We start from the raw sequence: 21,640 nt of genomic DNA, 5'->3' as shown, positions 1-21,640 counted from the left end.
CCAGGCTCGACCTCACTCGATGCTCGAACTATAGGGACCAGAAGCTGCCCAGTCAAGGGGGCAGTGCAATTTGGGTGAAGCAAAGGGTGAAACCGACCGTCCGACACGCCGATATTCCACGATCCCCCCTGCCTCAGATGAACCTCAGCTCGCTCGAAAACCGGGCCTTCCTCTCGCTCGTCGTCCTGGTCACACTCGCGTTCGCCTGGACGATCGGCGGGTTCCTGCTTCCCGTCTTCTGGGCCGTGGTGCTGGCGGTGCTCTTCGCGCCCCTCTTCCGGTGGTACGAACGCCGACTGCGTGGCCGATCCACGATCGCCGCTCTTTTGACGCTGCTCACGGTGATGATCGCTGTGGTGGCCCCGCTCCTCGTGCTCGGGGCCCTGGTGACACAGGAAGCTATCGGGGTCGTGGAGCGGGTTTCCAGTGGCGAGATCGACCTGACGGAGCCGGTGGCGGCCGCCGAGCGGATGCTCCCCCGCCTCAGCGATCGTGCGGAGGAACTCGGCATCGACTTCGACGAGGTCCGCGACCGAGTGGCGACCTCTGCCGTGGCGCTGAGCCAGGAGGTCGCGTCCCGGTTGCTGTCCGTCGGCCAGCAGGCGCTGACGTTCACGCTGCTGCTGGCGGTCACGCTGTACGTCCTGTTCTTCTTCGTCCGAGACAGCGCCAAGTTGGAGGCGGCCCTGATCCGAGCTCTCCCGCTGGGCGACCCCCGCGAGCGCCGGCTGTTCTCCAAGTTCACCGCAGTCACTCGGGCGACCGTCAAGGGGACGTTCGTCATCGCGGCGGTGCAAGGCACGATTGGCGGCGTCACGTTCGCGATCCTCGGGCTCGGGTCGCCGGTGCTCTGGGGCGTGCTGATGGGGGTGTTCTCGCTGCTCCCCGCGATCGGCGGGGCGCTCGTCTGGATCCCGGCGGCCGTGTACCTAGTGGCCACCGGGGCCTGGGTCAAAGCCCTCATCCTGGCCGGCGTCGGCGCGGGGATCATGGGGACGGTCGACAACGCGCTCCGCCCGATCCTGGTCGGCCGCGACGCGGGGATGCCGGACTACATGATCCTGCTGTCGACCCTGGGCGGACTGGCGACGTTCGGGTTCTCGGGCCTCGTGATCGGCCCGGTCGTCGCCGGGCTGTTCCTGACCGTCTGGGAGATCTTTACCGAAGAGTTCGGCCCGGTCGACGACGCGCCCGATGACACGCCCGAGTCGGGCCTCGATCCGATCGAGGCGGCGGCGCTGGAGGCGGTGCCCGCCGAGCCGTCCTCCGACCCGAGCTAGGTGTCGGGCGCGTCAGGCGAAGACGACCGTTTTGTTGCCGTGGATCAGTACCCGGGCTTCGAGGTGCCAGCGGACGGCCCGCGCCAGCACGTCCCGTTCGAGCGACTGCCCCTGACGCCGTAGCTCGGCCACCGACTGCCGGTGCGACACGCGCGCCACGCCCTGCTCGATGATCGGGCCCTCGTCGAGGTCCGCCGTCACGTAGTGCGCCGTCGCGCCGATCACCTTGACGCCCCGCTCGAACGCTTGCCGGTACGGATCGGCGCCGATGAACGCGGGCAGGAACGAGTGGTGGATGTTGAGGATGCGCCCGGCGTAGCGGTGGACGAAGTCGAACGACAGGATCTGCATGTAGCGGGCCAGCACCACGAGGTCCACCCCGGCCGCCTCGAACAGCGCCAGCGTGGCCGCCTCGGCCTCGGACTTGGTCTCCTTCGTCACCGGGACATGGTGGAACGGGACCCCGAACCGCTCGACCTCTGCGCGGAGGGCATCGTGGTTGCTCACCACTAGGGGGATGTCGGCGTCCAGGTCGCCCCGGCGCCACTGCCAGAGCAACTCCAACAGCGCGTGGTCCACCTTCGACACCATGATCGCCAGTTGCGTCCGCCGCGCCGCGTACGCGATGCGCCAGTCCATTGAGAACGGCTCGGCGACGACGCGCTGGAAGGCGGCCTCCAGTGCCTCCGCCGCGAGGTCGAGGTCGGGCGTCGTGAACTCGGCCCTCAGGAAAAACGTCCCGCCGACGGGGTCGGTCGAGTGCTGGTCGAGCGCCGTAATGTTGGCGCCGTGGTTGCGCAGGAAGCCGCTGACGGCGGCCACGATGCCGGGCTGGTCCGGGCAGGTGACGAGCAGGCGGGCGAGGGGGACGTCAGTCAGCATTGGGCGAGGAAGCAGCGGGACGCGCTGGAGGTGTCTCAGGGGCGGAGCCGCCGATGCCGCCGAAGGGGTCGCCGTACCAGTCCACCTGGCGCGAGAGGTACATCACCACGGCGAGCGTGACGAGCAAGCCCAGGCTCCCCGCGAGCAGAGCGTAGGCCTCCAACTGGAGGAGCACGAAGAAGTAGCCGTAGAACAGCGTCAGCAGGCCGCCGACCAGCGCCGCCAGCCGCCAGCCGCCGAAGACGGCGCGGGCGTAGAGCGTCACCAGCGACAGAATGGCGGCCGCCGCGACGCCGTACGCCCCGTTAAAGGGCAGGTACTCGGCGAATGCGAGCAGCAGCAGGTAGAACAGCGTGACCGCGAAGCCGACCAACAGGTACTGAATCGGGTGGATCCGTCGGCCCCCCAGGACCTCGACGAAGAAGAAGGTCAGGAAGGTCAAGAAGACGAACAGCACCCCGTACTTGGCCGCGCGGGTTGTCTTCTGGTACTCGTCAACGGGCAGCAACAGCTCAACGCCGAACGCCGACGCGCCGCCGACGCGCGCGGCCTCGATCTCGTAATAGTCGACGCTGGCGCGGCGGAGCGGTAGGCCTGTGGGTCGCCCGAAGCCGCCGGTGAACGCCTGCGGGTAGTTGCGGTTGAGGTGCAGCACGCGCCACTGGGCGACGAACCCGCTGTCGGCGACCGCGCGCTCCTCGGGTAGGAAGGCGCCCGCAAAGCGGGGCGTGTCCCAGGGCGACCTCAGTCGCAGGGTCGTCTCGCGCCCGACGGGCAGCACGCCCAGGCTGCCGCTGCCATTGAGGCTCAAGGAGAACGAGAAGGCCGCACCGTCGCCGTCGACGCGCACAGGCACGGTGACGCCGGCCGAGAACACGTCGTTCGTGACGATCCCCGGGTCGGCCTCCCGGGTGGCACCGTCCCAACTCAGGCGAATCGGCTCGCGTACCCCAACCAGGTCCGAGATGCCGATCTGCACGAACGCCTCGTCGAGGCGCAAGGCGCTCTGCGGGATGCCAAACGCGGCGGAGTCGACCGACGGGAAGCGCCCGCGGACGGCCAGCTGCGCCTCGTAGAGCACGACCCGGAAGATGCCGCGCGTGCGGACCTGGGGCTCCATCCGACCCTCGACGTCGAGCGCGTCGGGAAAGAGGTGCGCGTAGCGCGTCACCCGCTGTTGGCCGCCGTTCGGGGCCGGCTCGGTCGCCGTGTACGGGATCGTCAGCACGGGCCCGCCCAACGTCTGGTCCTGGCCCCACTGGGCAGACACCTCCAGTCGTGCCTGCTCGCGCAGCGACTCGCGCTCGTTGATGAGTCCGCCGAGGAGCGACAGTGGGACCATCAGCAGGAGCACGATTGCGACGATAGCGACCACCTTCCACACAAGCGAGCGGCGCGGGGACGGAGCACTCAGCGATCGGCGTCCGGCCACGGGGGCCGTGGGTGTCGGGGGAGCAGGCGGGGGAGAACCGGGGTCGGACATGGGGGAGGGGCGGACGCGGAGCAACGTAGGCACGGGGCCGACGTTGGTCGCTTCCATCCGCACGCCCTACGGAAGCCCCGCCGAGCTACCGCTCCGCGCCTACTCCCGGAGCCGTCGGCCCACGCCGTGAGGTCGGCCAGCTGATCGGGCGTGACGCCTGGCGCGTTGTCGAGCCCGGGCGCCGCCTTCAGTTCGACAAAGTCGACGCCTTGCGCAAAGTGCGACACGTGGGTGTCTGGGGTCAGGTCGTGCGTGTAGCGAACGCCGTCGAGGCCGCCCGCGAGCGGCTCCAGGCTCACCTTGTCGTCGTGGTCGCTCGCAACGCGGAGCGCGCCCTCGGCCTGCCGCGCTTGCGTAAAGTGGGAGACGATCAGGATCACGGACCCGGCCACGCCCACGGCCAGATAGCTCCGGGTGCAGGCGCTGCCGTCCTCGGTGGCAAACGGACTGGGAACGACGCGGACCTGGGCGCCCAATACGGACACCACATCGTCGGCCGACAAGAGGTCGTCGCAGGGGGGGGGGAGCGTGCCGGCCGCCGCCGCCTCGGCTCCTTCGGCCTCGCGCTCGCGGTCGCCCGGGGCCTGACGTTCTTCGCTCAGGGCCATCCCGGTCGCCGCCCACTCGGGGATGGGCGGGTCGCCAGCGTCGGCAAAGGCTGGCGCGGTGGCGAGGGCAGGGATGAACGACGACTCGACGAAGTCCCCGATCTCGCTGTCTCCACCGGCCTGCTGGACCGTCACGATGAATCGGTCGGCGATGAGCATCCGGAGGATGGGACCGACACTTGCGCCGCGCATCTCTTGCGTGGCGAGCCCGCCAGCCGTCCCGTCGGTGAACGAGACGCCGTTGTACCCGGCCGTCATTCCGGCATAGCTCCGCCCGTCAATCTGGCCTCGCTCGTAGCCCATCGTCATCGGTTCGTCAATCGGGTCGCGCAGACTGACGGCAAAGCGCGAGAGCGAGGACCGCGGCTCCGTGTCCTCGTAAGTGGCTGTCAAGTCGGTGACGCCCCCGGAGACGGCGCCAGTCGCGTCGAACTCGTCCGACTCTGCGCTGCTGTCGAGCCGCCGGGCGGCGAAGCGGTCGGCGGTCTCCGGGAGGTAAGCGAGGAGCTGTGCGACGGAGAGCCGCTGGCGCTCGCCGGCCACCGGTGTCACCGGCCCGCCCGTGGGAAAGGTCCCGCTCGGCTCCGTGGGCTGGGCAGCGGACTCACCGTCGACGCCGCAGGCGAAGAGCAGGATGGAGAGCGCGAAAAAAGGGAATCGACGCACGGCAGGTGAGCGAAGGAGGCCGCCCCGGGCCTCTTCTCACCGGATTCCGAGCCGGCGATGGCCAGGTCGGCTCGGTGCTCGCAGATGCCCACAGGGCCCATCAACAAAAACGCCCCGGCCGCGTGAGCGGCCGGGGCATCGGATCGAACCGGTGACGGACGCTAGGTCGTCGCGTCGCCTTCGTCGACGACTTCGAAGTCGGCGTCCTCCGTGGCGTCCGTCGCCTCGGCGGTCTCGCCGGCCTGAGCGTCGGCCGCGGCCTCAGCGCCGCCGGCTTCGGCCTCGGCCTGCTGGGCGCGGTAGAGGTCCTCGGCCGCGCCGGACCAGGCCGTGTTGAGCTGCTCCATCGCCGACTCGAGCTGCTCCAGGTCCTGGCCCTTGTGGACCTCCTTGAGGCGCTCCAAACCGGCTTCGATCTGAGAGCGCTTTTCGGCCGGGAGCTTGTCGCCGTAGTCCGCGAGGTTCTTCTCGGTCGAGAAGATCAGGCTGTCGGCCTGGTTGAGCTTGTCGATCGAGTCCTTGCGCTTGGCGTCCTCCGCCGCGTTCTCGCGAGCGGACCGGCGCATGTCCTCGATCTCCTGATCGCTGAGGCCGGACGAGGCCTCGATGCGGATCGACTGCTCCTTGCCGGTCGCCTTGTCCTTGGCCGAGACCGACAGGATGCCGTCGGCGTCGATGTCGAACGTGACCTCGACCTGGGGCAGGCCGCGCGGGGCGGGGGGGATGCCGTCGAGGTGGAACCGGCCGATCGTCTTGTTGTCGACGGCCATCGAGCGGTCGCCCTGGAGCACGTGGATCTCGACCGACGGCTGGTTGTCGCTGGCGGTCGAGAACGTCTCCGACTTCCGCGTCGGGATGGTCGTGTTGGCCGGGATGAGCGGCGTCATCACGCCGCCCAACGTCTCGATGCCGAGGTTCAGCGGCGTCACGTCGAGCAGGAGCACGTCCGAGACGTCGCCCGAGAGGACGCCGCCCTGGATCGCCGCGCCGAGCGCGACGACCTCGTCGGGGTTGACCGAGCGGTTCGGCTTCTTGCCGAAGAACTGCTCGACGACCTCCTGGATCTTGGGGATGCGCGACGAGCCGCCCACCAAGATGACCTCGTCGACCTGCTCCTTCGTCAGCCCGGCGTCCTTGAGCGCCTTCTGCATCGGCGGGATGGTGCGCTGCACCAGGTCGTCGACGAGCTTTTCGAAGGTGCTCCGCGTGAGGTCGAGCGTGAGGTGCTTGGGGCCCTCCTGCGTCGCCGTGATGAACGGGAGGTTGATGGTCGTCTGCGAGGCGGCGGACAGCTCGATCTTGGCCTTCTCGGCGGCCTCCTTGAGGCGCTGGAGCGCCATCGGGTCGGTGCGGAGGTCGATGCCCTCCTCGCGCTTGAACTCGTCGGCGATCCAGTCGATCAGGCGCTGGTCGAAGTCGTCGCCGCCGAGGTGCGTGTCGCCGTTCGTGCTCTTGACCTCGAAGACGCCGTCGCCGAGCTCCAGGATGGAGATGTCGTAGGTGCCGCCACCGAGGTCGTAGACCGCGATGATCTCGTCCTCGGACTTTTTGTCGAGGCCGTACGCGAGCGCGGCGGCGGTGGGCTCGTTCAGGATGCGCTTGACCTCGAGGCCGGCGATCTGGCCCGCCTCCTGCGTGGCCTTGCGCTGGGCGTCGTTGAAGTAGGCCGGGACGGTGATGACCGCCTCCGTCACGCGCTCGCCGAGATAGTCCTCGGCGGTCTGCTTGAGCTTCGCGAGCACCATCGCCGAGATCTCCTGCGGCGTGTACAGCTTGTTCTCGCCGCCCACCTCGACCTGGATCCGGGCCACGCCGCCGTCGGCGGCCGCGACTGTGTAGGGGACCGTCTTCATCTCCTCGGCGACTTCGGAGTGCTGGCGGCCCATGAACCGCTTGGCCGAGAAGATGGTGTTCTGGGGGTTGGTGATGGCCTGGCGCTTGGCCGGCGCGCCGACGAGGCGCTCGCCGTCCTTCTTGAACGCGACGACGGACGGGGTCGTCCGGCCGCCTTCGGCGTTGGGGACGACGACAGGCTCGTTGCCTTCCATCACGGCGACGACGGAGTTGGTCGTGCCGAGGTCGATACCGATAATCTTGCCCATTGGGGGGTGTGGATGCTTGGAGTAGAGGGTGCCGCAGGGGCGTGGCGGATTGACGTTGGCTACGCCGTGTCGGTCGCCAGGATCCGCGAGCCCTGCCGGGACGGCAGGGCATTCGTGTCAAGCGAGGGGGACAAGGGCCGTGCCACCGCGCGCCGATTGCCGTTATGGCAGGCCGCTTCGCTAGATCCTCAACCGCCACGCCCGCGGGGTATCTTGGCGTACCCCCGGCCTAGCGGGCTCCGCCCGATGAAACACGTCCCCAACGTCCTGACCGTCGGCCGCATGATTGCGGCGCCGGTGTGCCTGTACCTCTTGTGGACCGGGACCGTCACGGGCCAGATCGCTGGGGCCGCGCTGTTCATCATCGCCGCGATCACCGACTGGCTCGACGGCCAGATCGCCCGCAAGTACGGCGTCGGCTCGCGCCTCGGCCAGTTTCTCGACCCGCTCGCGGACAAGGTGCTGGTGCTGGGCGCCTTTTTCCTGATCCCGTTCCTCCAACCCATCGGGCAGGGGCTCGCGGCGCCGGTCGGCTCGTGGCTCCCTTGGGCCGCGATCGGTGCCATCGCCGTGCGCGACGTGGCCGTCACGGTGCTCCGAGCGGTCTATGAGAAGCGGGGGCGGACGCTGGCGACCTCGACGGCGGCCAAGTGGAAGACGGCGTGGCAGCTCACCTTCCTGATCACGGCCTTCGTGTTTTTGGCCGGCCGCCACCTCGAAGCGCTCGGCGGGGCGTTCGGCGCCCTCGGATCGTTCCTGGCCGCCGCCCTCGCCTCGCCCGTCGCCCTCGTCTTCCTGCTGGCGACCGCCGCCGTGACGGTGTGGACGGGCGTCCTCTACTTCCGCCAGCCCGCTGGCTGACGCCGCCCGCGGCGCTCTCGCATGTCCGACTCCGCCGCCGCCCTCGCTCGCGACCTGCTCCGCATCGGCGCCGTCGCGCTCCGCCCCGACGACCCGTTCACGTGGGCCAGCGGCCGGCACTCGCCGATCTATACGGACAACCGGCTGACGCTCTCGCACCCCGACGTGCGCAGTCGCATCGCCGACGCCTTCGTGGAGATCGCCCGCTCGTTCGCCCCGGACGCGATCTCGGCGACGGCGACCGCCGGCATCCCGCACGGCGCCCTGCTGGCGGATCGGCTCGGCCTTCCGTTCAGCTACGTCCGCTCGGCGCCCAAGGGGCACGGCAAGGGAAACCGGATCGAGGGGGCCGTCGCGGAGGGCGCGCGCGTCGTCCTCGTCGAGGACTTGATCTCGACCGGCGGCTCGGCGCTCTCGGCCGCCGAAGCGCTTCGCCAGCGGGGCGTCGACGTGGTCGCGATCGTCGCCGTCTTTTCGTACGGATTCCCCGAGGCCGAGGCCGCGTTCGACGAGGCGGGCATCTCACTGGCGACGTTGACCGGCCTCGACGCGCTCGCGCACGGGGCTCGCGAGACGGGCATGCTGGCGGACGCCGACCGCGACACGCTCGACGACTGGCGCCGCGACCCGCGTGCTTGGAGCGAGCGGTGGATGGCAAAGCAGGGAGGGTAAGTGTCCGAGCCGGGGAGGTGCGAATCGCTCGAACCGTTCGCAAGCCCGCTCGTCCTCAGCTCACTCCCACATCTCCTCTTCCCCTGCCATGACCGGCCACCTCCTGACCGTCGGCGACGAGATCTTGCTCGGGCAGATCGTCGACACGAACGCCGCGTGGCTCGGCGAACGGCTCGCAGCGGCCGGCGTCGACGTTCGGCGCTCCGAGACGGTCGGCGACGACCACGGTGAGATCGTCCGCGCCCTCGAGCGCGCCTACGCCGACGGCGCGGCGGTCGTCATCGTGACGGGCGGGCTGGGGCCGACGCACGACGACGTGACGAAGGCGGCGGTCGCGGAGGTGTTCGGTCGCGAGCTGGAGTTCCGCCCGGACGTGCTCGACCGGATCGAGGCCCGCTACGCGTCGCGGGGGCGGACCATGCCGGCTGTCGGCCGCGTGATGGCCGAGGTGCCCGCCGGGTTCGACGCGCTTCCCAACCCGACCGGCAGCGCGCCCGGCTTGTGGGGGGAGGGCGAGGGGCGGATGGTCGCCGTGATGCCCGGCGTGCCGCACGAGATGGAGGCCATCGCCAACGGGGCCGTGCTCCCCCGGCTCGTCGAGCGTCAGGACGGCGTCGTGCTCTCGAGGACGCTGCTGACGGTGGGGAAGGGGGAGAGCGACTTGTCGGAGATGATCGACGCGGCGGCCGCGCTGCCCGACGCCGTCAAGTTGGCGTACCTGCCGAGCACCGGACACGTCCGCGTCCGGCTGACGGCCCGGGGCCCGAGCCGCGACGCCGCGCAAGCCGATCTCGACGGCGCCTTCGAGACGGTCCGGGGCGCGGTCGGACGGCTGGCGTTCGGGGAGGGCGAGACGACGCTGGAGGCCGTCGTGCTCGACGCCTTCCGCGCCGCCGGGCAGACGCTCGCCGTCGCCGAGAGCTGCACCGGGGGCACCGTCCTCTCGCGGCTGACCGCCATCCCGGGCGCCAGCGCGGTCGTCTGTGGCGGCGTCGTGGCGTATTCCAATGCGGCCAAGCGGGACTTGCTCGACGTTCCCGACGAACACCTCGACGACCACGGCGCCGTCAGCGAGCCCGTCGCCCTCGCGATGGCGGCGGGCGCTCGCAGGCGGCTCGGCGCCGATGTGGGGCTGGCGACGACCGGGATCGCCGGGCCGACCGGAGGCACGCCCGACAAGCCGGTCGGGACGGTCTGGATCGCGTACGACGATGGGGTCCACGCCCGCGCTGTCCACCTCAAGCTGACGCCGAACCGCGCCGTCAACATCGCGCTGTCGGCGACGGCCGTCCTCGACCTCGCGCGCCGCCAGCTGGCGCGTCGCACCGACGGCTGAGCCCTGAGCGCCCGGGCTCGTGACGGGCCCGGCCAAACTTTTTTCGCGCCCCGAGGTTATGTGATCCACGGCGCGAGGGTCTATGCACGGGACGGGCGTGACGCGGAGGTGTCACCCGGCCTGCGTACCCTGTCGCATTCCCATTGCCTGAGGGGCCACGCACCCGGCCCTTTTACATCCACAGACCCGCTCTTCGGAGCTTGCCCTCATGGCGAAGTCCCCCGCCACCGTCCCCGTTGATGCCGCCGCCAAGTCGAAGGCTCTCGATCTCGCGATGAAGCAGATCGACAAGCAGTTCGGCAAGGGCGCCGTGATGAAGATGGGCGACGCCCCGCCCGTCTCGATGGACGCCGTCTCCACCGGCTCCCTCACCCTCGACCACGCGCTTGGAATCGGCGGCGTCCCACGCGGCCGCATCATCGAGATCTACGGCCCCGAGTCGTCCGGCAAGACGACGCTGGCGACCCAGATCATCGCCGAGGCCCAGAAGATGGGCGGCACCTGCGCCTTTATCGACGCCGAGCACGCCTTCGACCCGACCTACGCCGAGAAGCTGGGCGTCGACATCGACAACCTGCTGATGTCCCAGCCGGACACCGGCGAGCAGGCGCTCGAGATCTGCGACATGCTGGTCCGCTCCGGCGCCATCGACGTGGTCGTCATCGACTCCGTCGCCGCGCTCGTGCCCAAGGCCGAGATCGAGGGCGAGATGGGCGCCAGCCACGTCGGCATCCAGGCCCGGCTCATGAGCCAGGCGCTCCGAAAGATCACCGGCACCATCAAGCGGACGAACACGATCCTCATCTTCATCAACCAGATCCGGATGAAGATCGGCGTCATGTTCGGCTCGCCCGAGACGACCGCTGGTGGCCGCGCGCTCAAGTTCTACGCCTCGGTCCGGATGGACATCCGCCGCATCGGCGCCATCAAGGACGGCCAGGAGGTGACGGGCAACCGCACGCGCGTCAAGGTGGTCAAGAACAAGGTGGCCCCGCCGTTCCGGCAGGCCGAGTTCGACATCATCTACGGCGAGGGCGTCTCGTCGCTCGGCGAGCTCGTCGACCTCGGGCTCGAGCACGACATCATCCAGAAGTCGGGCTCGTGGTACTCGTATGGCGACGAGCGCATCGGCCAGGGCCGCGACGTCACCAAGGAGTGGCTGAAGACGAACGACGACCGCCGCGAGGCCGTCAAGAACTCGGTCAAGGTCGCCCTCGGCATGATCCCCGACCCCAACGCCCCCGTTGAGCCTGACGCGGCGACGGAGGACGAGGTCTCGGTCAACGGCCAGGAGGCGCTGCTCGACGCGTAGCCGGCCTCGGCGAAGACGCCGGCAGGCGCCGCTCGGAGCCGTCCGGGCGGCGCCTGCTCTCTTTGGGCGCGAGCCTCGGCGTCTCAGCGGGTCGACGTGCTGCGCCCCCCGGTGACCGGGAGCTATGGGGGGGAAAGGGTAGCTTCCGTCATGCGTGCCGCTCTCCTGCTTCTGATCCTTGCGGCTGCCGCGCCGCTCGCGGCCCCCGCCCAGGCACAGGCCGCCGACACGACGGCGACGGGCGACCCGGTGGACCTACCTCCGAATACGGAGGCGCGGGACGTGACCATCTTCCGGGCGGTCTACGAGATCGATGCGCCACTGCTGGTCTTGCCGATGCGGGCCGTCAACGTGACCGCGTATCCCGTCTACGGCGGCATCGCCCCAGCGCTGGCGCTCGGTGCCGCGCTCGACGGGGGCAGCTACGATCCGGCGTTCCGCCTAGCGGCCTCGCAGGGGCTGAACGTTGCGATCACGCTCGCGATGAAGCGGCTGGTGCTGCGGCCCCGCCCGTACGCGGCCCTCAACGGCGTCGTGGCTCGGGACCGAGGGCACATGGGCGAGGACATCGTGGACCCGTACTCCTTCCCGTCTGGCCACACGTCGCTGGCGGCCGTCATCGCGACGTCGCTGTCGCTGAGCTACCCCGAGTGGTACGTCATCGCGCCGGCCGCCGCCTGGGTGGGCACGATGGGCGCCGCCCGCATCTGGCACGGCGTCCACTACCCGACCGACGTGGCCGTCGGGGCCGCTGTGGGCGTCGCCTCGGCCGTCCTCGTCCACGTGGTCTGGAATGCCGTGGACACCGACCCGGCCGAGGCCGGGGCGTTCCGCATCGCGATCCCGCTGTAGCTATGCGCCGGGGTGTCACGAGCGGAGCGAATTGGGAAGCCGACTACGGATACCGCCGGGCCGTGCGCATTGGCGACCAGGTCGCCGTCTCGGGCACCACGGCGCCCGGCCCCGACGCGTTTACGCAGGCGACGGCCGCCTTTGAGACTGCGCTCGCGGCGTTGGCAGAGCTAGGCGGCACGGCCGCCGACGTGATCCGCACCCGGATGTACGTGGTCGACATGGCCGACGCCGACGCGGTCGGGCTCGCCCACGCCAGCGCGTTCGGGGACGCCCCGCCAGCGGCGACGATGGTCGCCGTCTCTGCCCTTATCTCGCCCGAGCTGCTCGTCGAGATCGAGATCGACGCCGTCTTGGACGCACGTTAGCTTCTGGACTCTCCACCACGACCGATGCTCCCGTACCTCCACACCGTCGTCCTCGCGCTCCACGTCTTGTTCGCTGCCGCCTGGTTCGGGCTGGGGCTGGCGCTCCCGTCGCTCGCGCGTGGCGCGATGTCGCCGGGGACCCCTGAAGGCGGCAAGGTGGTCGGTGCGATGAACGGCTCGATCGTCCTGTTTTACGCCGCGGCCGTCGCCAACTGGATGCTGGGGATGCAACTCGGCCTTGAAGCGCAGTACAACGCCTGGCCGTACCACACCGCGCTGACGCTCGGGCTGGTGCTGGTGGTCGTCCAGTTCGGGTTGATCCGTCCAGGGTGGGCTGGGCTCACCAACGGGGCCGGCACGCCGGTCGCCGAGACGGGCCGCAAGCGGATCGCGCTGGGGCTGGGCATCGGCCACGCCGTCTGGATGGGCATCTTCGTGCTGATGTACATCGGCCGGGGCGTCATCGGCGGATAGCGGGCGGACCTCAGCCCTCAGCCGCGCGGCGGAGCCGGTCGAGCAGCGCGGTCCCCAGCCCCTCGTCGGGAACCCGTTGGGCGTCGATCCGCGCCAGCCCGAGGGCGTCGGCGCGGCGGAAAGTGTCGAACAGGCGGTGCGCGTAGTCGGCGACGGTGGGACAGGCGACGGTCAGGGCGAAGCCGGGAGGTGGGGCGTCGAGGCCGATAAAGGCCGCATCGGGCGCCGGGTGCGCGGCGTCGGCCGTCGCCACCAACCGGACGCGCGCGCGCGGCGCGTAGTGCCGGTGGCGGGTGCCGGGCGATCGGCGGCTGGCGTCGTGGGCGGTCCCGACCGACGTCGCGCGCGGCCACTTGGCCTGCAGCTGCGTCAGTGTGATGGCCCCGGGACGGAGCACGAGGGGCGCGTCGCCCGTCGCGTCCACGACCGTCGATTCGAGCCCGACGGTTGCCGGGGGGCCCTGCAAAATGGCGTCGATCCGGCCGTCGAGGTCGGCTGCGACCGCTTGCCACGTCGTCGGGCTGGGCCGCCCGCTCCGGTTCGCCGACGGCGCGACCAGGGGCGCCGCCAGCGCCGCAAGCACGGCGCGCGCCTCGGGGCTGGAAGGGACCCGGACGGCGACGGTGTCGAGCCCAGCGGTCACGGCCTCAGGCAGTCCGGCTCGTGCGGGGAGCACGACTGTGAGCGGCCCGGGGGCGAACGCCGCCAGCAACGCCCGGCCGAGCGCCGTCACGACCGCTACGGCGCGCGCGTCGGCCGCGTCGCCAAGGTGGACGATCAACGGGTTGTCGGCCGGCCGCTCCTTGGCCTCGAACACCCGCCCGACCGCTCGCGCGTCCGTCGCCAGCGCGGCCAGCCCGTAGACCGTCTCCGTGGGGATCGCGCAGAGCCCCCCGCTCGCGAGCACGGCGGCGGCTTCGGCGGGATCTCTCAGGAGGCGAGTCGTCACGGCGCTAGGTTTCGGGCCCCGCAAGATCCGACCATGGCCCGCCGCGAACCCACCCTCGCCGACTACGACACGCACGACGTGGACGGGTACGACGTGCTCGTCGGCCGGACAGCCCGCGACAACGACAAGCTGACCTTCAAGGTGGCCCGTCCGAACGACGTCTGGCTGCACGTCGGCGGCGGGACGCCCGGGAGCCACGTCATCATCCGGACGCCCGAAGGGGGAGAGGTGCCTCGGGCCGTCGTGAAGAGGGCCGCCGAGTTGGCGGTGGCACACTCCAAAGCCAAGGGCGCGACCGGCAAGGTCGATGTCCACGTCTGCCGCGCATGCGACGTGTCGAAGCCGCGCGGGGCGAAGCCCGGCTCGGTGCAGCTTCGCCGCTACGAGTCCGTCAAGGTGTACGGCCGCTCGTAGTGCGCACCCCATACAGAAAGCGCCGGCCCTCGCGTGAGGACCGGCGCCGGTGTTGCGGGGGGGGGATTCGAACCCCCGATCTTCGGGTTATGAGCCCGACGAGATACCACTTCTCCACCCCGCGGTGTGTGATCCCAAGGTAGGGGCCCGAGGGGTGGGCATCAACCCGGAAGCGGTGGAGCGCGAGTGAAGTCGGTGCGTCGGAATCCGGCCATCCATGCAAAGACTCGTCTATCTTCGCTCCACCTCACCCCCGCAGTCCCGACTCATGGCCTCCGTCCGTCCGTTCCGGGCGCTCCGTCCCGCGCCCGCGTTCGCCGAGCGCGCCGCCTCCGTCCCCTACGACGTCGTATCCGTCGAGGAAGCCCGCACGCTTGCGGCAGGAAACGAGCACTCCTTCCTCCACGTCGTCCGACCCGAGATCGACCTGCCCCCGGGCACGGACGAGCACGCCGACGAGGTCTACGCCCAAGGCGCGAAGGCCCTGCGCGAGCTTGCGGCGTCCGAGGCGTTCGTCCGCGACGACGAGCCGCGGCTGTTCGTCTACCGGCTCATCATGAACGGGCGCGCGCAGACGGGGATCGTCGGCCTGGTGTCCGCCGCCGACTACGACAACGACGTGATCCTCAAGCACGAGGAGACGCGGCCTGACAAGGAGGACGACCGGACCCGCCACCTGGTCGCCCAGCGCGCCCACGCCGAGCCGGTGATGCTGACGTACCGGGGTCGCGACGACATCGACGCCGCCGTGGCCGCGGCGATGGAGACCGAACCGCTCTACGACTTCAAGGCCAAGGACTACGTCCAGCACACGGTCTGGGCCGTCCCCGAGCCGGACGCCGTCGTCCAGGCGTTCGCGGATACCGACGCGCTCTACGTGGCCGACGGCCATCACCGGAGCGCCGCTGCGGCCCGCGCCGCGCGGGAGCTGTCGGACGTTCCCGAGGCCGGCCACTTCCTCGCCGTCCTCTTCCCGTACGAGGACATGGAGATCCTGCCGTACAACCGGGTCGTAAAGCACCTCCCGGTCGGCAAGGGCAAGTTTCTCGACCAGCTCCGCCGCCGTGTCGAGGTCGAGGAGGCGCTGTTCCCCGACCCCGAGGACTACGGCCTGGTGGCCTTCTACCTCGGGATGGACTACGGCTGGAACACCCTCGTGCTGCCCGACACCGAGCGCGACGGCGTCGCAGACACGCTTGACGTCGCCCGGCTCGGCGAGTTCGTGCTGGAGCCGCTGCTGGGCATCACGGACCCGCGGACCAACGAGAACGTCGCCTTCGTCGGCGGCATTCGGGGGACCGAGGAGTTGGAGCGGCTCGTCGATGCGGGTGAGGCGGACATTGCCTTCTCGATGTACCCGACCGCCCCGGAGGAGCTGCTCGACGTGTCGGACGCCGGCGAGCTGATGCCGCCCAAGTCCACGTGGTTCGAGCCCAAGCTGCGGAGCGGCCTCTTGGTCCACACCTTCTGGGACTGATCCGTTGACGGTGAAAGGTGTGGATGTTGAACGTTCACCCTCACGTGCCACGCTCCTCCCAACCTCTTCTGTGACGGGCCCGCTGAGGCGCCTGTCCAGACGTTGAACGGTTTGGCATTGAACGTTCAACTTTCCACGTTCTCACGTTCCACGACCCCATGACCATTCTCGTCGCCGACAAGCTCTCCGATGACGCCCTCGGCGTGCTCCGCGACGACGGCCACGTCGTCCTCGAGGCGCCGGACCTCTCGGGCGATACGCTCGCAACGGCGCTCTCGGAGGACAATCCGGCTGTGCTCGTGGTCCGCTCGACGAAGGTGTCGGCCGCGGCGCTCGACGCGGCGCCTGGTCTGGAGCTGATCGTCCGGGCCGGGGCTGGCGTCGACACCATTGACGTGGCCGGGGCGTCGGAGCGGGGCGTGTTCGTGGCCAACTGCCCGGGGAAGAACGCGGCGGCTGTCGCCGAACTGGCGTTCGGACTGATCCTCGCGCTCGACCGGCGGATCCCCGACAACGTGATTGCGGCTCGAGAGGGGCGCTGGGACAAAAAGGGCTTCGCGAAGGCCCGGGGCTTGCGAGGGCGCACGTTGGGCGTCGTCGGCCTCGGGAGCATCGGCCGCGAGGTCGTCGCCCGCGCCCGCGCTTTTGGGATGCCCGTTATCGCGTGGAGCCGCTCGCTGACGCCGGAGGCGGCCCGCGAGATGGGCGTGACGCACGCCGCAAGCCCGCTCGACGTGGCCCGGCAGGCGGACGTGGTGTCCGTCCACGTCGCGTCCACGCCGGACACCGCACACCTCATCGACGTTGAGTTTCTCGAGGCGCTCCCGGACGGCGCGTCGCTCGTCAACACCGCTCGCGCGGAGGTCATCGACGAGGACGCCGTCGCGCGCGCCGTCGCGGCCGGGCGGCTGCGCTACGCGACCGACGTGCCCGCTGGCGAGCCGTCGGCCAAGGACGGGCCCTTCGCGCACCCCTTGGCGGACACCGCGTACATCACCCACCATGTCGGTGCCTCCACCGACGAGGCGTCCGACGCCATCGGCCGGGAAGCCATCCGGGTGATCCGCACCTACGCCGAGACGGGCCGCGTCGAGAACGGCGTCAACCTCGCCGACCGGACGCCGGCCACGCATCTGCTGACGGTCCGCCACCTCGACCGAGTGGGCGTGCTGGCGGGCGTGCTCGGCGAGATCCGCGAGGCTGGCTGGAACGTGCAGGAGATGGAGAACCTGGTCTTCTCCGGTGCCGCCGCCGCCTGCGCCCGCATCCGGTTCGACGGCCAGCCCGACGACGGCACGCTGGCGCGAATCGGCGCCGTCGAGCACGTGCTCAACGCAACCGTCATCGAGCTGTAGTGGGGTGTAGGGTCCGCTTGAGAAGCGCTTGGTGGCCCCAAGGGGGGAGCGTCACGCACCGTCTAACTACAGCGCGCGCGTCGCGGGCTGCTCGGTTGAGCTTCGTGGGCGATCCGGTGGACGACCAGCGAGCCTTCAACCCTTTCTCCTGACACGCCTATCGCGCCACCGAGGCGCCCGCATCTGCCAGATCCTGGAAGCCCCCGGCGTTGACGACCCGCTCAAAGCCCATCGCTTCCAGGACCCGGGCCGCGCGCCCGCTCCGCACGCCCGAGGCGCAGTACACGTACACCGGCTCGTCGCGGGGGAGGTCGGTGACGAGCTCGCGGAAGTCGGCGTCGAGCACGTCGGCGTGGATGGCCCCGGCGACGTGGCCCTGTCTGAACTCCGGGACGGTGCGGACATCCACGACGGGGGCACCATCGCCGATGGCGGCGACGATCGAGTCGATCGACTCGGCCTCCCCGCCCCCCGTCATCCAGAGGTAACCACCGAGGGCGACGATGCCGATCGCGAGCAGGACGAGGGAGGCTTTCATCGAGACCAGTGGGTGCGTGCGAGGGCGAACGTACGGCCATTGGGCGCCGCGAGCCGGTGCCGGCGAACGTTACCGACGAGAGGCCCGGCCTCCGAGAGAACCACGTCTCCGGCGTTTGCCTCGGCCTTGTACGCCACGTCCACGCCCCCCAGTCCGGCGTCGTCGGGCAGGGCCTCCAGCGCCCACTCGATAAACCGAACGTTGTTGGCGTGGCCCACGCGGTCGAGGTCGGACCGACGGACCGCGAACTCAGCCCCGTGCTCCACGGACTCGGGCGCCGCCGGCGCATCGGGCATCTCGTGCGCCCGTGGCTTCTCGGTCGCCTCGAACCCGTCCATCGCCGCCGGCAAGCGGACCGGCCGCCGCCGCTCGACGTCGATCAGGAACCACCGGCTGGTGGCGACCGCCAGCACGCCGCCCTCGGCGTCGGTGAGGCGGAAGTCGCGCGTGGCCCGGAGCCCGTCGAGCGACGCGGGCCATGTCTCCACCGCGACGTGCTCGCGCATGGAGGGGCGGCGGTGCAGGCGCACGCTGAGCTGGGAGAGGACCCAGGTGCTCCAGCCGCCGTCGGGAAGCGGGAAGCCCTCGCGGTCGGCGGCGAGGGCGTGCTCGCCGGCCGCCTCTTGGAACAGGTCACACACGGTCAGCACCGAGGCCGCGCCGTCGGGGCCGGCCTCGACGGCGCGGATGCGGAATGGCTCGGTCCAGACCAGCGGCGGCTCGCTCACGAGCGCAGCGTCGCGTCGAGGGTGATCTCGGCCGCCGCGAGCACCTTCGACAGCGGGCACGTCTCCTTGGCCGTCGTGGCGATGTCGTGGAACGCCGTCTCGTCCATGCCGGGCACGTCGGCGTCGAGGACGAGGTCGATCCGGTGGATCTCGAACCCGCCCTCGACCTGGCGGAGGTGCACCTTGGCGGTCGTCTCAGCGCGCGACGGCGGGTGGCCAGCCTCCGCCAGCATGTGGGAGAGCTGCATCGTGAAGCAGGCCGCGTGCGCGGCGCCGAGCAACTCTTCGGGGTTGGTGCCGGGCTCGCCGTTCTCCTCGAAGCGGGACGAGAAGGAGTAGGGCTTGTCGGAGAGCGCGCCAGACTCGGTGGAGATGGCGCCAGCGCCGTCGGAGAGGGCGCCGGACCAGTGGGCGGATGCGGTGCGAGTCATCGTGTGGAGTTGGGCAGAGGGAGGGTGGACGGGCCGGGCCGATACGTGAGTGACGGCCGGGATTCCGGCGTCGTACCCCTCACTTCGTGCCAGGTGTCCGACGCGGTAAAAACGAGACCCTACCTAACGACTCGGAGGGGAGGGCAATTCCCGGAAACGACCGTCAGGAGTTTCACGGCTCCCTGATGGACTGGAACAGCCCGAGCGGGAGTGTGCTTCAAGCGGTCCATTCCACCACCCCCTCTCATGGCTGACCAGACCGACAACCGCCCCCTCTACACCGGGACCTATCGCGATCCCGCTTCGGCGAACAAGGCGTACTCCTCCCTCCGTGATCGGGGCTACACCAAGGACGACATCCACGTCGTCATGTCTGACGACACGTGGGAGCGGTACAACCGCGACGTGGCCGAGGTCGAGATCGAGCAAGGCTCCAAGGCCGCCGAAGGCGCGGGCGTCGGCGCCGCTGTCGGCGGAACCGCCGGCGGCGTTCTCGGCGCGATCATCGGGGTCGGCGGCGCCGTCCTCATCCCGGGCATCGGCGCCATTGCCGGGCCGATCGCTGGCGCACTCCTGGGCGCGGGCGCGGGCGGCGCGAGCGGGAGCCTCTTGGGCGCGCTCATCGGCGCCGGCATTCCCGAGGACCAGGCCAAGGTCTACGAGAAGGACGTCAAGGACGGCGGCATCGTGATGGGCGTCCACCCGCGCGACAACGACCGCGACTACCTCGACTCCCACTACCGCGAGACCGGCGCTGAGAACACGTCCTACTACGACGCGGTCTAGACGACCCGTCCGACGGTTTGCGAGGGGGACTGGGCGCGCGCTCGGTCCCCCTCGTGCTGTTCTCTCCGCACGAGGCACGGTGATTTACCACGCTCGCCGGATGGCCTCCACGGCCTCGGGGTCTTCGAGCGCCGTCACATTCCCGAGGTCGTCGCCGAGGTGGGCGGCGCGGATGACGCGGCGCATGACCTTGGCGTTGCGCGTCTTGGGCAGCGCGTCCACGAACAACACGGCCTTTGGCCGGAGCGCCTTCCCGAGCGCCTCGGTGATGCGGCCGACGAGCACGTCGCGCAGCTCCTCCGACTCGCGGACCCCGCCCGCCAGCCGAACGAAGGCGACCACGGCCTGCCCCTTGACGGCGTCGGGCACTCCGATGGCGGCGCTCTCAAGCACTCGGGCGTCGGCATTCAACGCGCCCTCCACCTCCGCCGGGCCCAGCCGCTTGCCGGCGACTTTGATGGTGTCGTCGGATCGGCCAAGCAGGAACCATTGGCCGTCAGCGTCGACGGCCGCGAAGTCGCCGTGGACCCACACGCCAGGGTGCCGCTCCCAGTACGCGGCGTGGTAGCGCGCGTCGTCGGTGTCGCCGTGAAAGCCTCGTGTCATCCCAATCCACGGCTGGCGGACCGCAAGCTCGCCAACGGCGCCGCGGATGGACTGGCCCGCGTCGTCGAGCACGTCGGCGTCCATCCCGACGACGGGGCCGGAGAACCCGGTCGGCTTGAGGGGCTGGACGTGGTTGCCGCAGACGATGCCGCCCGAGATCTCGGTCCCGCCGGAGTAGTTGAGAATCGGCTTTTGGGCCTTGAGGACGTTCTCGAAGAGCCAGCGCCAGCTCTCCGTGTCCCAGGGGCTCCCGGTCGAGCCGACGGCGCGGAGCGCGCTCAGGTCGTGGCGCTCGACGGGCGCGGTCCCGTGGGGGCGCAGGGCGCGGACGAGGGTGGGGGAGAGGCCCAAGAGCGTGACGCCGAACCGCTCGCAGATGTCCCACGTGCGGGCGTGGTCGGGCACGTCGGGGGCGCCGTCGTAGAGCACCATCGTGGCGCCGTTGAGGAGCGTGCCGAAGACGAGCCACGGGCCCATCATCCAGCCCATGTCGCTCATCCACCAGACCACGTCGCCGGGGCGCACGTCCATCGGGTGGCGCATGTCTTGGGCGGCCTTGATGGGGAAGCCGCAGTGCGTGTGGATGGCGCCCTTGGGCGTGCCCGTCGTGCCGGAGGTGTAGATCAGCAGCGCGGGGTCCTCGGCGGCCGTGTCGGCGCAGGCGCGCTGGGCGTCGGCGGCGCTGGCGCCGGCCTCCATGAGCCGCGCCCACGGTACGTCGCGGTCGTGCTGCGGCAGGCCCACGATCCCGACGCGCTCGACCACGAACACGGTCTCGACCGATGGCACGTCCGCCAGCGCTTGGTCGGCGACGGCCTTCATCGGCACCGTCTTCCCGCGTCGTGGGGCCCCGTCGGCGACGACGAGCGCCTTCGCAGCGCCGTCCGCCAGGCGTGTGGCGACCGCGTCGGCGCCGTAGCCGGAGAACAGTGGCAGGATGACGCCGCCGACACGGGCGATGGCCAGGAACGCGATGACGATCTCGGGGCACATCGGCAGGTACAGCCCGACGGCGTCGCCGGGCCCGATGCCGTGCGCGCGCAAGCCGGCGGCGCAGTCGGCCACGGCGGCGTGGAGCTGGCGGTAGGTGAGGGCGACGGTGCCGCCCTCCTCGCTCTCATAGCGAACCGCGTCTCGGTCCCAGGTCTCGGTCCCCGCCCAGCGGTCGAGTGCGTTGTGGACCACGTTCATCCGCCCATCGATGCACCACCGGGGCCGTTCGATGCCATCGGTCGTGTCGAGGACGGCGGTGTACGGCTGGGTGAACTCGATGCCGAGGTCCTCGAAGACGGCATCCCAGAACCGGCCGATGTCGTCGAGCGCCCAGGCTTCGAGGCTGGCGTAGTCGTCGAGCCCCTGCTGGCGCCAAAAGCGTGCGAGGTTGGTGGCGGCGACGTGCTCGGGGGAGGGCGTCCAGGCGGCGGCCTGGCCGAAGGGGAACGTGTCAGACATGGGCGCGG

General features: G+C 70.4%; 21 protein-coding genes and 1 tRNA gene. 12 read left to right on the top strand and 10 right to left on the bottom strand.

Features of this window, described 5'->3' with window-relative positions; all coding sequences use genetic code 11:
- Positions 1-137: 137 nt before the first annotated feature.
- Entirely contained in the window at positions 138-1,280 is a 1,143-nt protein-coding gene (locus ACLII4_RS13150; protein WP_412067860.1) for an AI-2E family transporter, read from the top strand.
- A 12-nt stretch (positions 1,281-1,292) separates the two neighbouring features.
- On the opposite strand, the gene purU is transcribed toward ACLII4_RS13150, so the two are convergent.
- From purU to dnaK, 4 genes are all read right to left on the bottom strand, one after another.
- A complete protein-coding gene (purU, locus tag ACLII4_RS13145; protein ID WP_412067859.1) occupies positions 1,293-2,162 on the bottom strand; it encodes a formyltetrahydrofolate deformylase in 870 nt (289 codons plus the stop codon).
- Complete coding sequence (gene creD / locus ACLII4_RS13140; RefSeq protein ID WP_412067858.1) at positions 2,152-3,645, bottom strand: cell envelope integrity protein CreD; 1,494 nt, start codon at positions 3,643-3,645, stop codon at positions 2,152-2,154. The genes purU and creD overlap by 11 nt, the downstream gene beginning before the upstream one ends.
- Positions 3,573-4,919, bottom strand: coding sequence for a hypothetical protein (locus ACLII4_RS13135; RefSeq protein ID WP_412067857.1), 1,347 nt, complete (start codon positions 4,917-4,919; stop codon positions 3,573-3,575). The genes creD and ACLII4_RS13135 overlap by 73 nt, the downstream gene beginning before the upstream one ends.
- Positions 4,920-5,080: 161 nt before the next feature.
- Positions 5,081-7,021: a molecular chaperone DnaK gene (gene dnaK / locus ACLII4_RS13130; protein WP_412067856.1), complete on the bottom strand. Its 1,941-nt coding sequence runs from the start codon at positions 7,019-7,021 to the stop codon at positions 5,081-5,083.
- Positions 7,022-7,267: 246 nt separating this feature from the next.
- Between dnaK and ACLII4_RS13125 the strand changes: the two genes are divergently transcribed.
- From ACLII4_RS13125 to ACLII4_RS13095, 7 genes are all read left to right on the top strand, one after another.
- Positions 7,268-7,882, top strand: coding sequence for a CDP-alcohol phosphatidyltransferase family protein (locus tag ACLII4_RS13125; RefSeq protein WP_412067855.1), 615 nt, complete (start codon positions 7,268-7,270; stop codon positions 7,880-7,882).
- A 21-nt stretch (positions 7,883-7,903) separates the two neighbouring features.
- Positions 7,904-8,554: an orotate phosphoribosyltransferase gene (gene pyrE, locus ACLII4_RS13120; RefSeq protein ID WP_412067854.1), complete on the top strand. Its 651-nt coding sequence runs from the start codon at positions 7,904-7,906 to the stop codon at positions 8,552-8,554.
- Positions 8,555-8,642: 88 nt separating this feature from the next.
- Entirely contained in the window at positions 8,643-9,890 is a 1,248-nt protein-coding gene (locus tag ACLII4_RS13115) for a competence/damage-inducible protein A (protein WP_412067853.1), read from the top strand.
- Between the two features lie 208 nt (positions 9,891-10,098).
- A complete protein-coding gene (gene recA, locus ACLII4_RS13110) occupies positions 10,099-11,202 on the top strand; it encodes a recombinase RecA (protein ID WP_412067852.1) in 1,104 nt (367 codons plus the stop codon).
- A gap of 150 nt (positions 11,203-11,352) precedes the next feature.
- Positions 11,353-12,054 (top strand): phosphatase PAP2 family protein, encoded by a 702-nt coding sequence (locus ACLII4_RS13105; protein ID WP_412067851.1) that lies wholly within the window; start codon positions 11,353-11,355, stop codon positions 12,052-12,054.
- 2 nt (positions 12,055-12,056) lie between these two features.
- The gene (locus ACLII4_RS13100) at positions 12,057-12,422 is read left to right on the top strand and encodes a Rid family hydrolase (protein WP_412067850.1); all 366 of its coding nucleotides are present in this window, start codon (positions 12,057-12,059) and stop codon (positions 12,420-12,422) included.
- Positions 12,423-12,446: 24 nt separating this feature from the next.
- Positions 12,447-12,896: a hypothetical protein gene (locus tag ACLII4_RS13095; RefSeq protein WP_412067849.1), complete on the top strand. Its 450-nt coding sequence runs from the start codon at positions 12,447-12,449 to the stop codon at positions 12,894-12,896.
- A gap of 10 nt (positions 12,897-12,906) precedes the next feature.
- Here the strand turns inward: ACLII4_RS13095 and ACLII4_RS13090 are convergent, their stop codons facing one another.
- Positions 12,907-13,845: an L-threonylcarbamoyladenylate synthase gene (locus ACLII4_RS13090; protein WP_412067848.1), complete on the bottom strand. Its 939-nt coding sequence runs from the start codon at positions 13,843-13,845 to the stop codon at positions 12,907-12,909.
- A gap of 33 nt (positions 13,846-13,878) precedes the next feature.
- Here ACLII4_RS13090 and ACLII4_RS13085 point away from each other — a divergent pair, with 33 nt between their 5' ends.
- Entirely contained in the window at positions 13,879-14,259 is a 381-nt protein-coding gene (locus ACLII4_RS13085) for an NFACT RNA binding domain-containing protein (protein ID WP_412067847.1), read from the top strand.
- A gap of 52 nt (positions 14,260-14,311) precedes the next feature.
- On the opposite strand, the gene ACLII4_RS13080 is transcribed toward ACLII4_RS13085, so the two are convergent.
- Positions 14,312-14,383 (bottom strand) — tRNA-Met (locus ACLII4_RS13080).
- Between the two features lie 144 nt (positions 14,384-14,527).
- Here ACLII4_RS13080 and ACLII4_RS13075 point away from each other — a divergent pair.
- A complete protein-coding gene (locus tag ACLII4_RS13075; RefSeq protein WP_412067846.1) occupies positions 14,528-15,736 on the top strand; it encodes a DUF1015 domain-containing protein in 1,209 nt (402 codons plus the stop codon).
- Between the two features lie 158 nt (positions 15,737-15,894).
- Complete coding sequence (locus ACLII4_RS13070; RefSeq protein WP_412067845.1) at positions 15,895-17,091, top strand: phosphoglycerate dehydrogenase; 1,197 nt, start codon at positions 15,895-15,897, stop codon at positions 17,089-17,091.
- Positions 17,092-17,248: 157 nt separating this feature from the next.
- Here ACLII4_RS13070 and ACLII4_RS13065 read toward each other — a convergent pair whose 3' ends face one another.
- Genes ACLII4_RS13065 through ACLII4_RS13055 form a run of 3 tightly spaced genes read right to left on the bottom strand, consistent with a single transcriptional unit; the run spans position 17,249 to position 18,788 of the window.
- Entirely contained in the window at positions 17,249-17,629 is a 381-nt protein-coding gene (locus ACLII4_RS13065; RefSeq protein WP_412067844.1) for a rhodanese-like domain-containing protein, read from the bottom strand.
- Positions 17,626-18,357 (bottom strand): acyl-[acyl-carrier-protein] thioesterase, encoded by a 732-nt coding sequence (locus ACLII4_RS13060; protein WP_412067843.1) that lies wholly within the window; start codon positions 18,355-18,357, stop codon positions 17,626-17,628. Before ACLII4_RS13060 ends, ACLII4_RS13065 begins: the two co-directional genes overlap by 4 nt.
- The gene (locus ACLII4_RS13055; protein WP_412067842.1) at positions 18,354-18,788 is read right to left on the bottom strand and encodes an OsmC family protein; all 435 of its coding nucleotides are present in this window, start codon (positions 18,786-18,788) and stop codon (positions 18,354-18,356) included. The genes ACLII4_RS13060 and ACLII4_RS13055 overlap by 4 nt, the downstream gene beginning before the upstream one ends.
- Before the next feature lie 246 nt (positions 18,789-19,034).
- On the opposite strand from ACLII4_RS13055, the gene ACLII4_RS13050 reads away from it, so the two are divergent.
- Positions 19,035-19,574 carry a hypothetical protein gene (locus ACLII4_RS13050; RefSeq protein ID WP_412067841.1) on the top strand — a complete coding sequence of 180 codons (540 nt, stop codon included), beginning with the start codon at positions 19,035-19,037 and terminating at the stop codon, positions 19,572-19,574.
- An 84-nt stretch (positions 19,575-19,658) separates the two neighbouring features.
- Here ACLII4_RS13050 and ACLII4_RS13045 read toward each other — a convergent pair whose 3' ends face one another.
- Complete coding sequence (locus ACLII4_RS13045) at positions 19,659-21,632, bottom strand: AMP-binding protein (protein ID WP_412067840.1); 1,974 nt, start codon at positions 21,630-21,632, stop codon at positions 19,659-19,661.
- Between the last annotated feature and the right edge of the window lie 8 nt (positions 21,633-21,640).

Source organism: Rubrivirga aquatilis, from assembly GCF_046845665.1.
GTDB lineage: Bacteria > Bacteroidota > Rhodothermia > Rhodothermales > Rubricoccaceae > Rubrivirga.
The sequence above is the reverse complement of the archived record's forward strand: the minus strand, read 5'-3'. Positions and strand labels throughout refer to the sequence as shown.

Excerpts from the sequence above, each read along its gene's own strand:
- ACLII4_RS13150 (WP_412067860.1), top strand. The coding sequence starts at position 138 with ATGAACCTCAGCTCGCTCGAAAACCGGGCCTTCCTCTCGCTCGTCGTC.
- purU (WP_412067859.1), bottom strand. The coding sequence starts at position 2,162 with ATGCTGACTGACGTCCCCCTCGCCCGCCTGCTCGTCACCTGCCCGGAC.
- creD (WP_412067858.1), bottom strand. The coding sequence starts at position 3,645 with ATGTCCGACCCCGGTTCTCCCCCGCCTGCTCCCCCGACACCCACGGCC.
- dnaK (WP_412067856.1), bottom strand. The coding sequence starts at position 7,021 with ATGGGCAAGATTATCGGTATCGACCTCGGCACGACCAACTCCGTCGTC.
- ACLII4_RS13125 (WP_412067855.1), top strand. The coding sequence starts at position 7,268 with ATGAAACACGTCCCCAACGTCCTGACCGTCGGCCGCATGATTGCGGCG.
- pyrE (WP_412067854.1), top strand. The coding sequence starts at position 7,904 with ATGTCCGACTCCGCCGCCGCCCTCGCTCGCGACCTGCTCCGCATCGGC.
- ACLII4_RS13115 (WP_412067853.1), top strand. The coding sequence starts at position 8,643 with ATGACCGGCCACCTCCTGACCGTCGGCGACGAGATCTTGCTCGGGCAG.
- recA (WP_412067852.1), top strand. The coding sequence starts at position 10,099 with ATGGCGAAGTCCCCCGCCACCGTCCCCGTTGATGCCGCCGCCAAGTCG.
- ACLII4_RS13105 (WP_412067851.1), top strand. The coding sequence starts at position 11,353 with ATGCGTGCCGCTCTCCTGCTTCTGATCCTTGCGGCTGCCGCGCCGCTC.
- ACLII4_RS13100 (WP_412067850.1), top strand. The coding sequence starts at position 12,057 with ATGCGCCGGGGTGTCACGAGCGGAGCGAATTGGGAAGCCGACTACGGA.
- ACLII4_RS13095 (WP_412067849.1), top strand. The coding sequence starts at position 12,447 with ATGCTCCCGTACCTCCACACCGTCGTCCTCGCGCTCCACGTCTTGTTC.
- ACLII4_RS13085 (WP_412067847.1), top strand. The coding sequence starts at position 13,879 with ATGGCCCGCCGCGAACCCACCCTCGCCGACTACGACACGCACGACGTG.
- ACLII4_RS13075 (WP_412067846.1), top strand. The coding sequence starts at position 14,528 with ATGGCCTCCGTCCGTCCGTTCCGGGCGCTCCGTCCCGCGCCCGCGTTC.
- ACLII4_RS13070 (WP_412067845.1), top strand. The coding sequence starts at position 15,895 with ATGACCATTCTCGTCGCCGACAAGCTCTCCGATGACGCCCTCGGCGTG.
- ACLII4_RS13065 (WP_412067844.1), bottom strand. The coding sequence starts at position 17,629 with ATGAAAGCCTCCCTCGTCCTGCTCGCGATCGGCATCGTCGCCCTCGGT.
- ACLII4_RS13055 (WP_412067842.1), bottom strand. The coding sequence starts at position 18,788 with ATGACTCGCACCGCATCCGCCCACTGGTCCGGCGCCCTCTCCGACGGC.
- ACLII4_RS13050 (WP_412067841.1), top strand. The coding sequence starts at position 19,035 with ATGGCTGACCAGACCGACAACCGCCCCCTCTACACCGGGACCTATCGC.
- ACLII4_RS13045 (WP_412067840.1), bottom strand. The coding sequence starts at position 21,632 with ATGTCTGACACGTTCCCCTTCGGCCAGGCCGCCGCCTGGACGCCCTCC.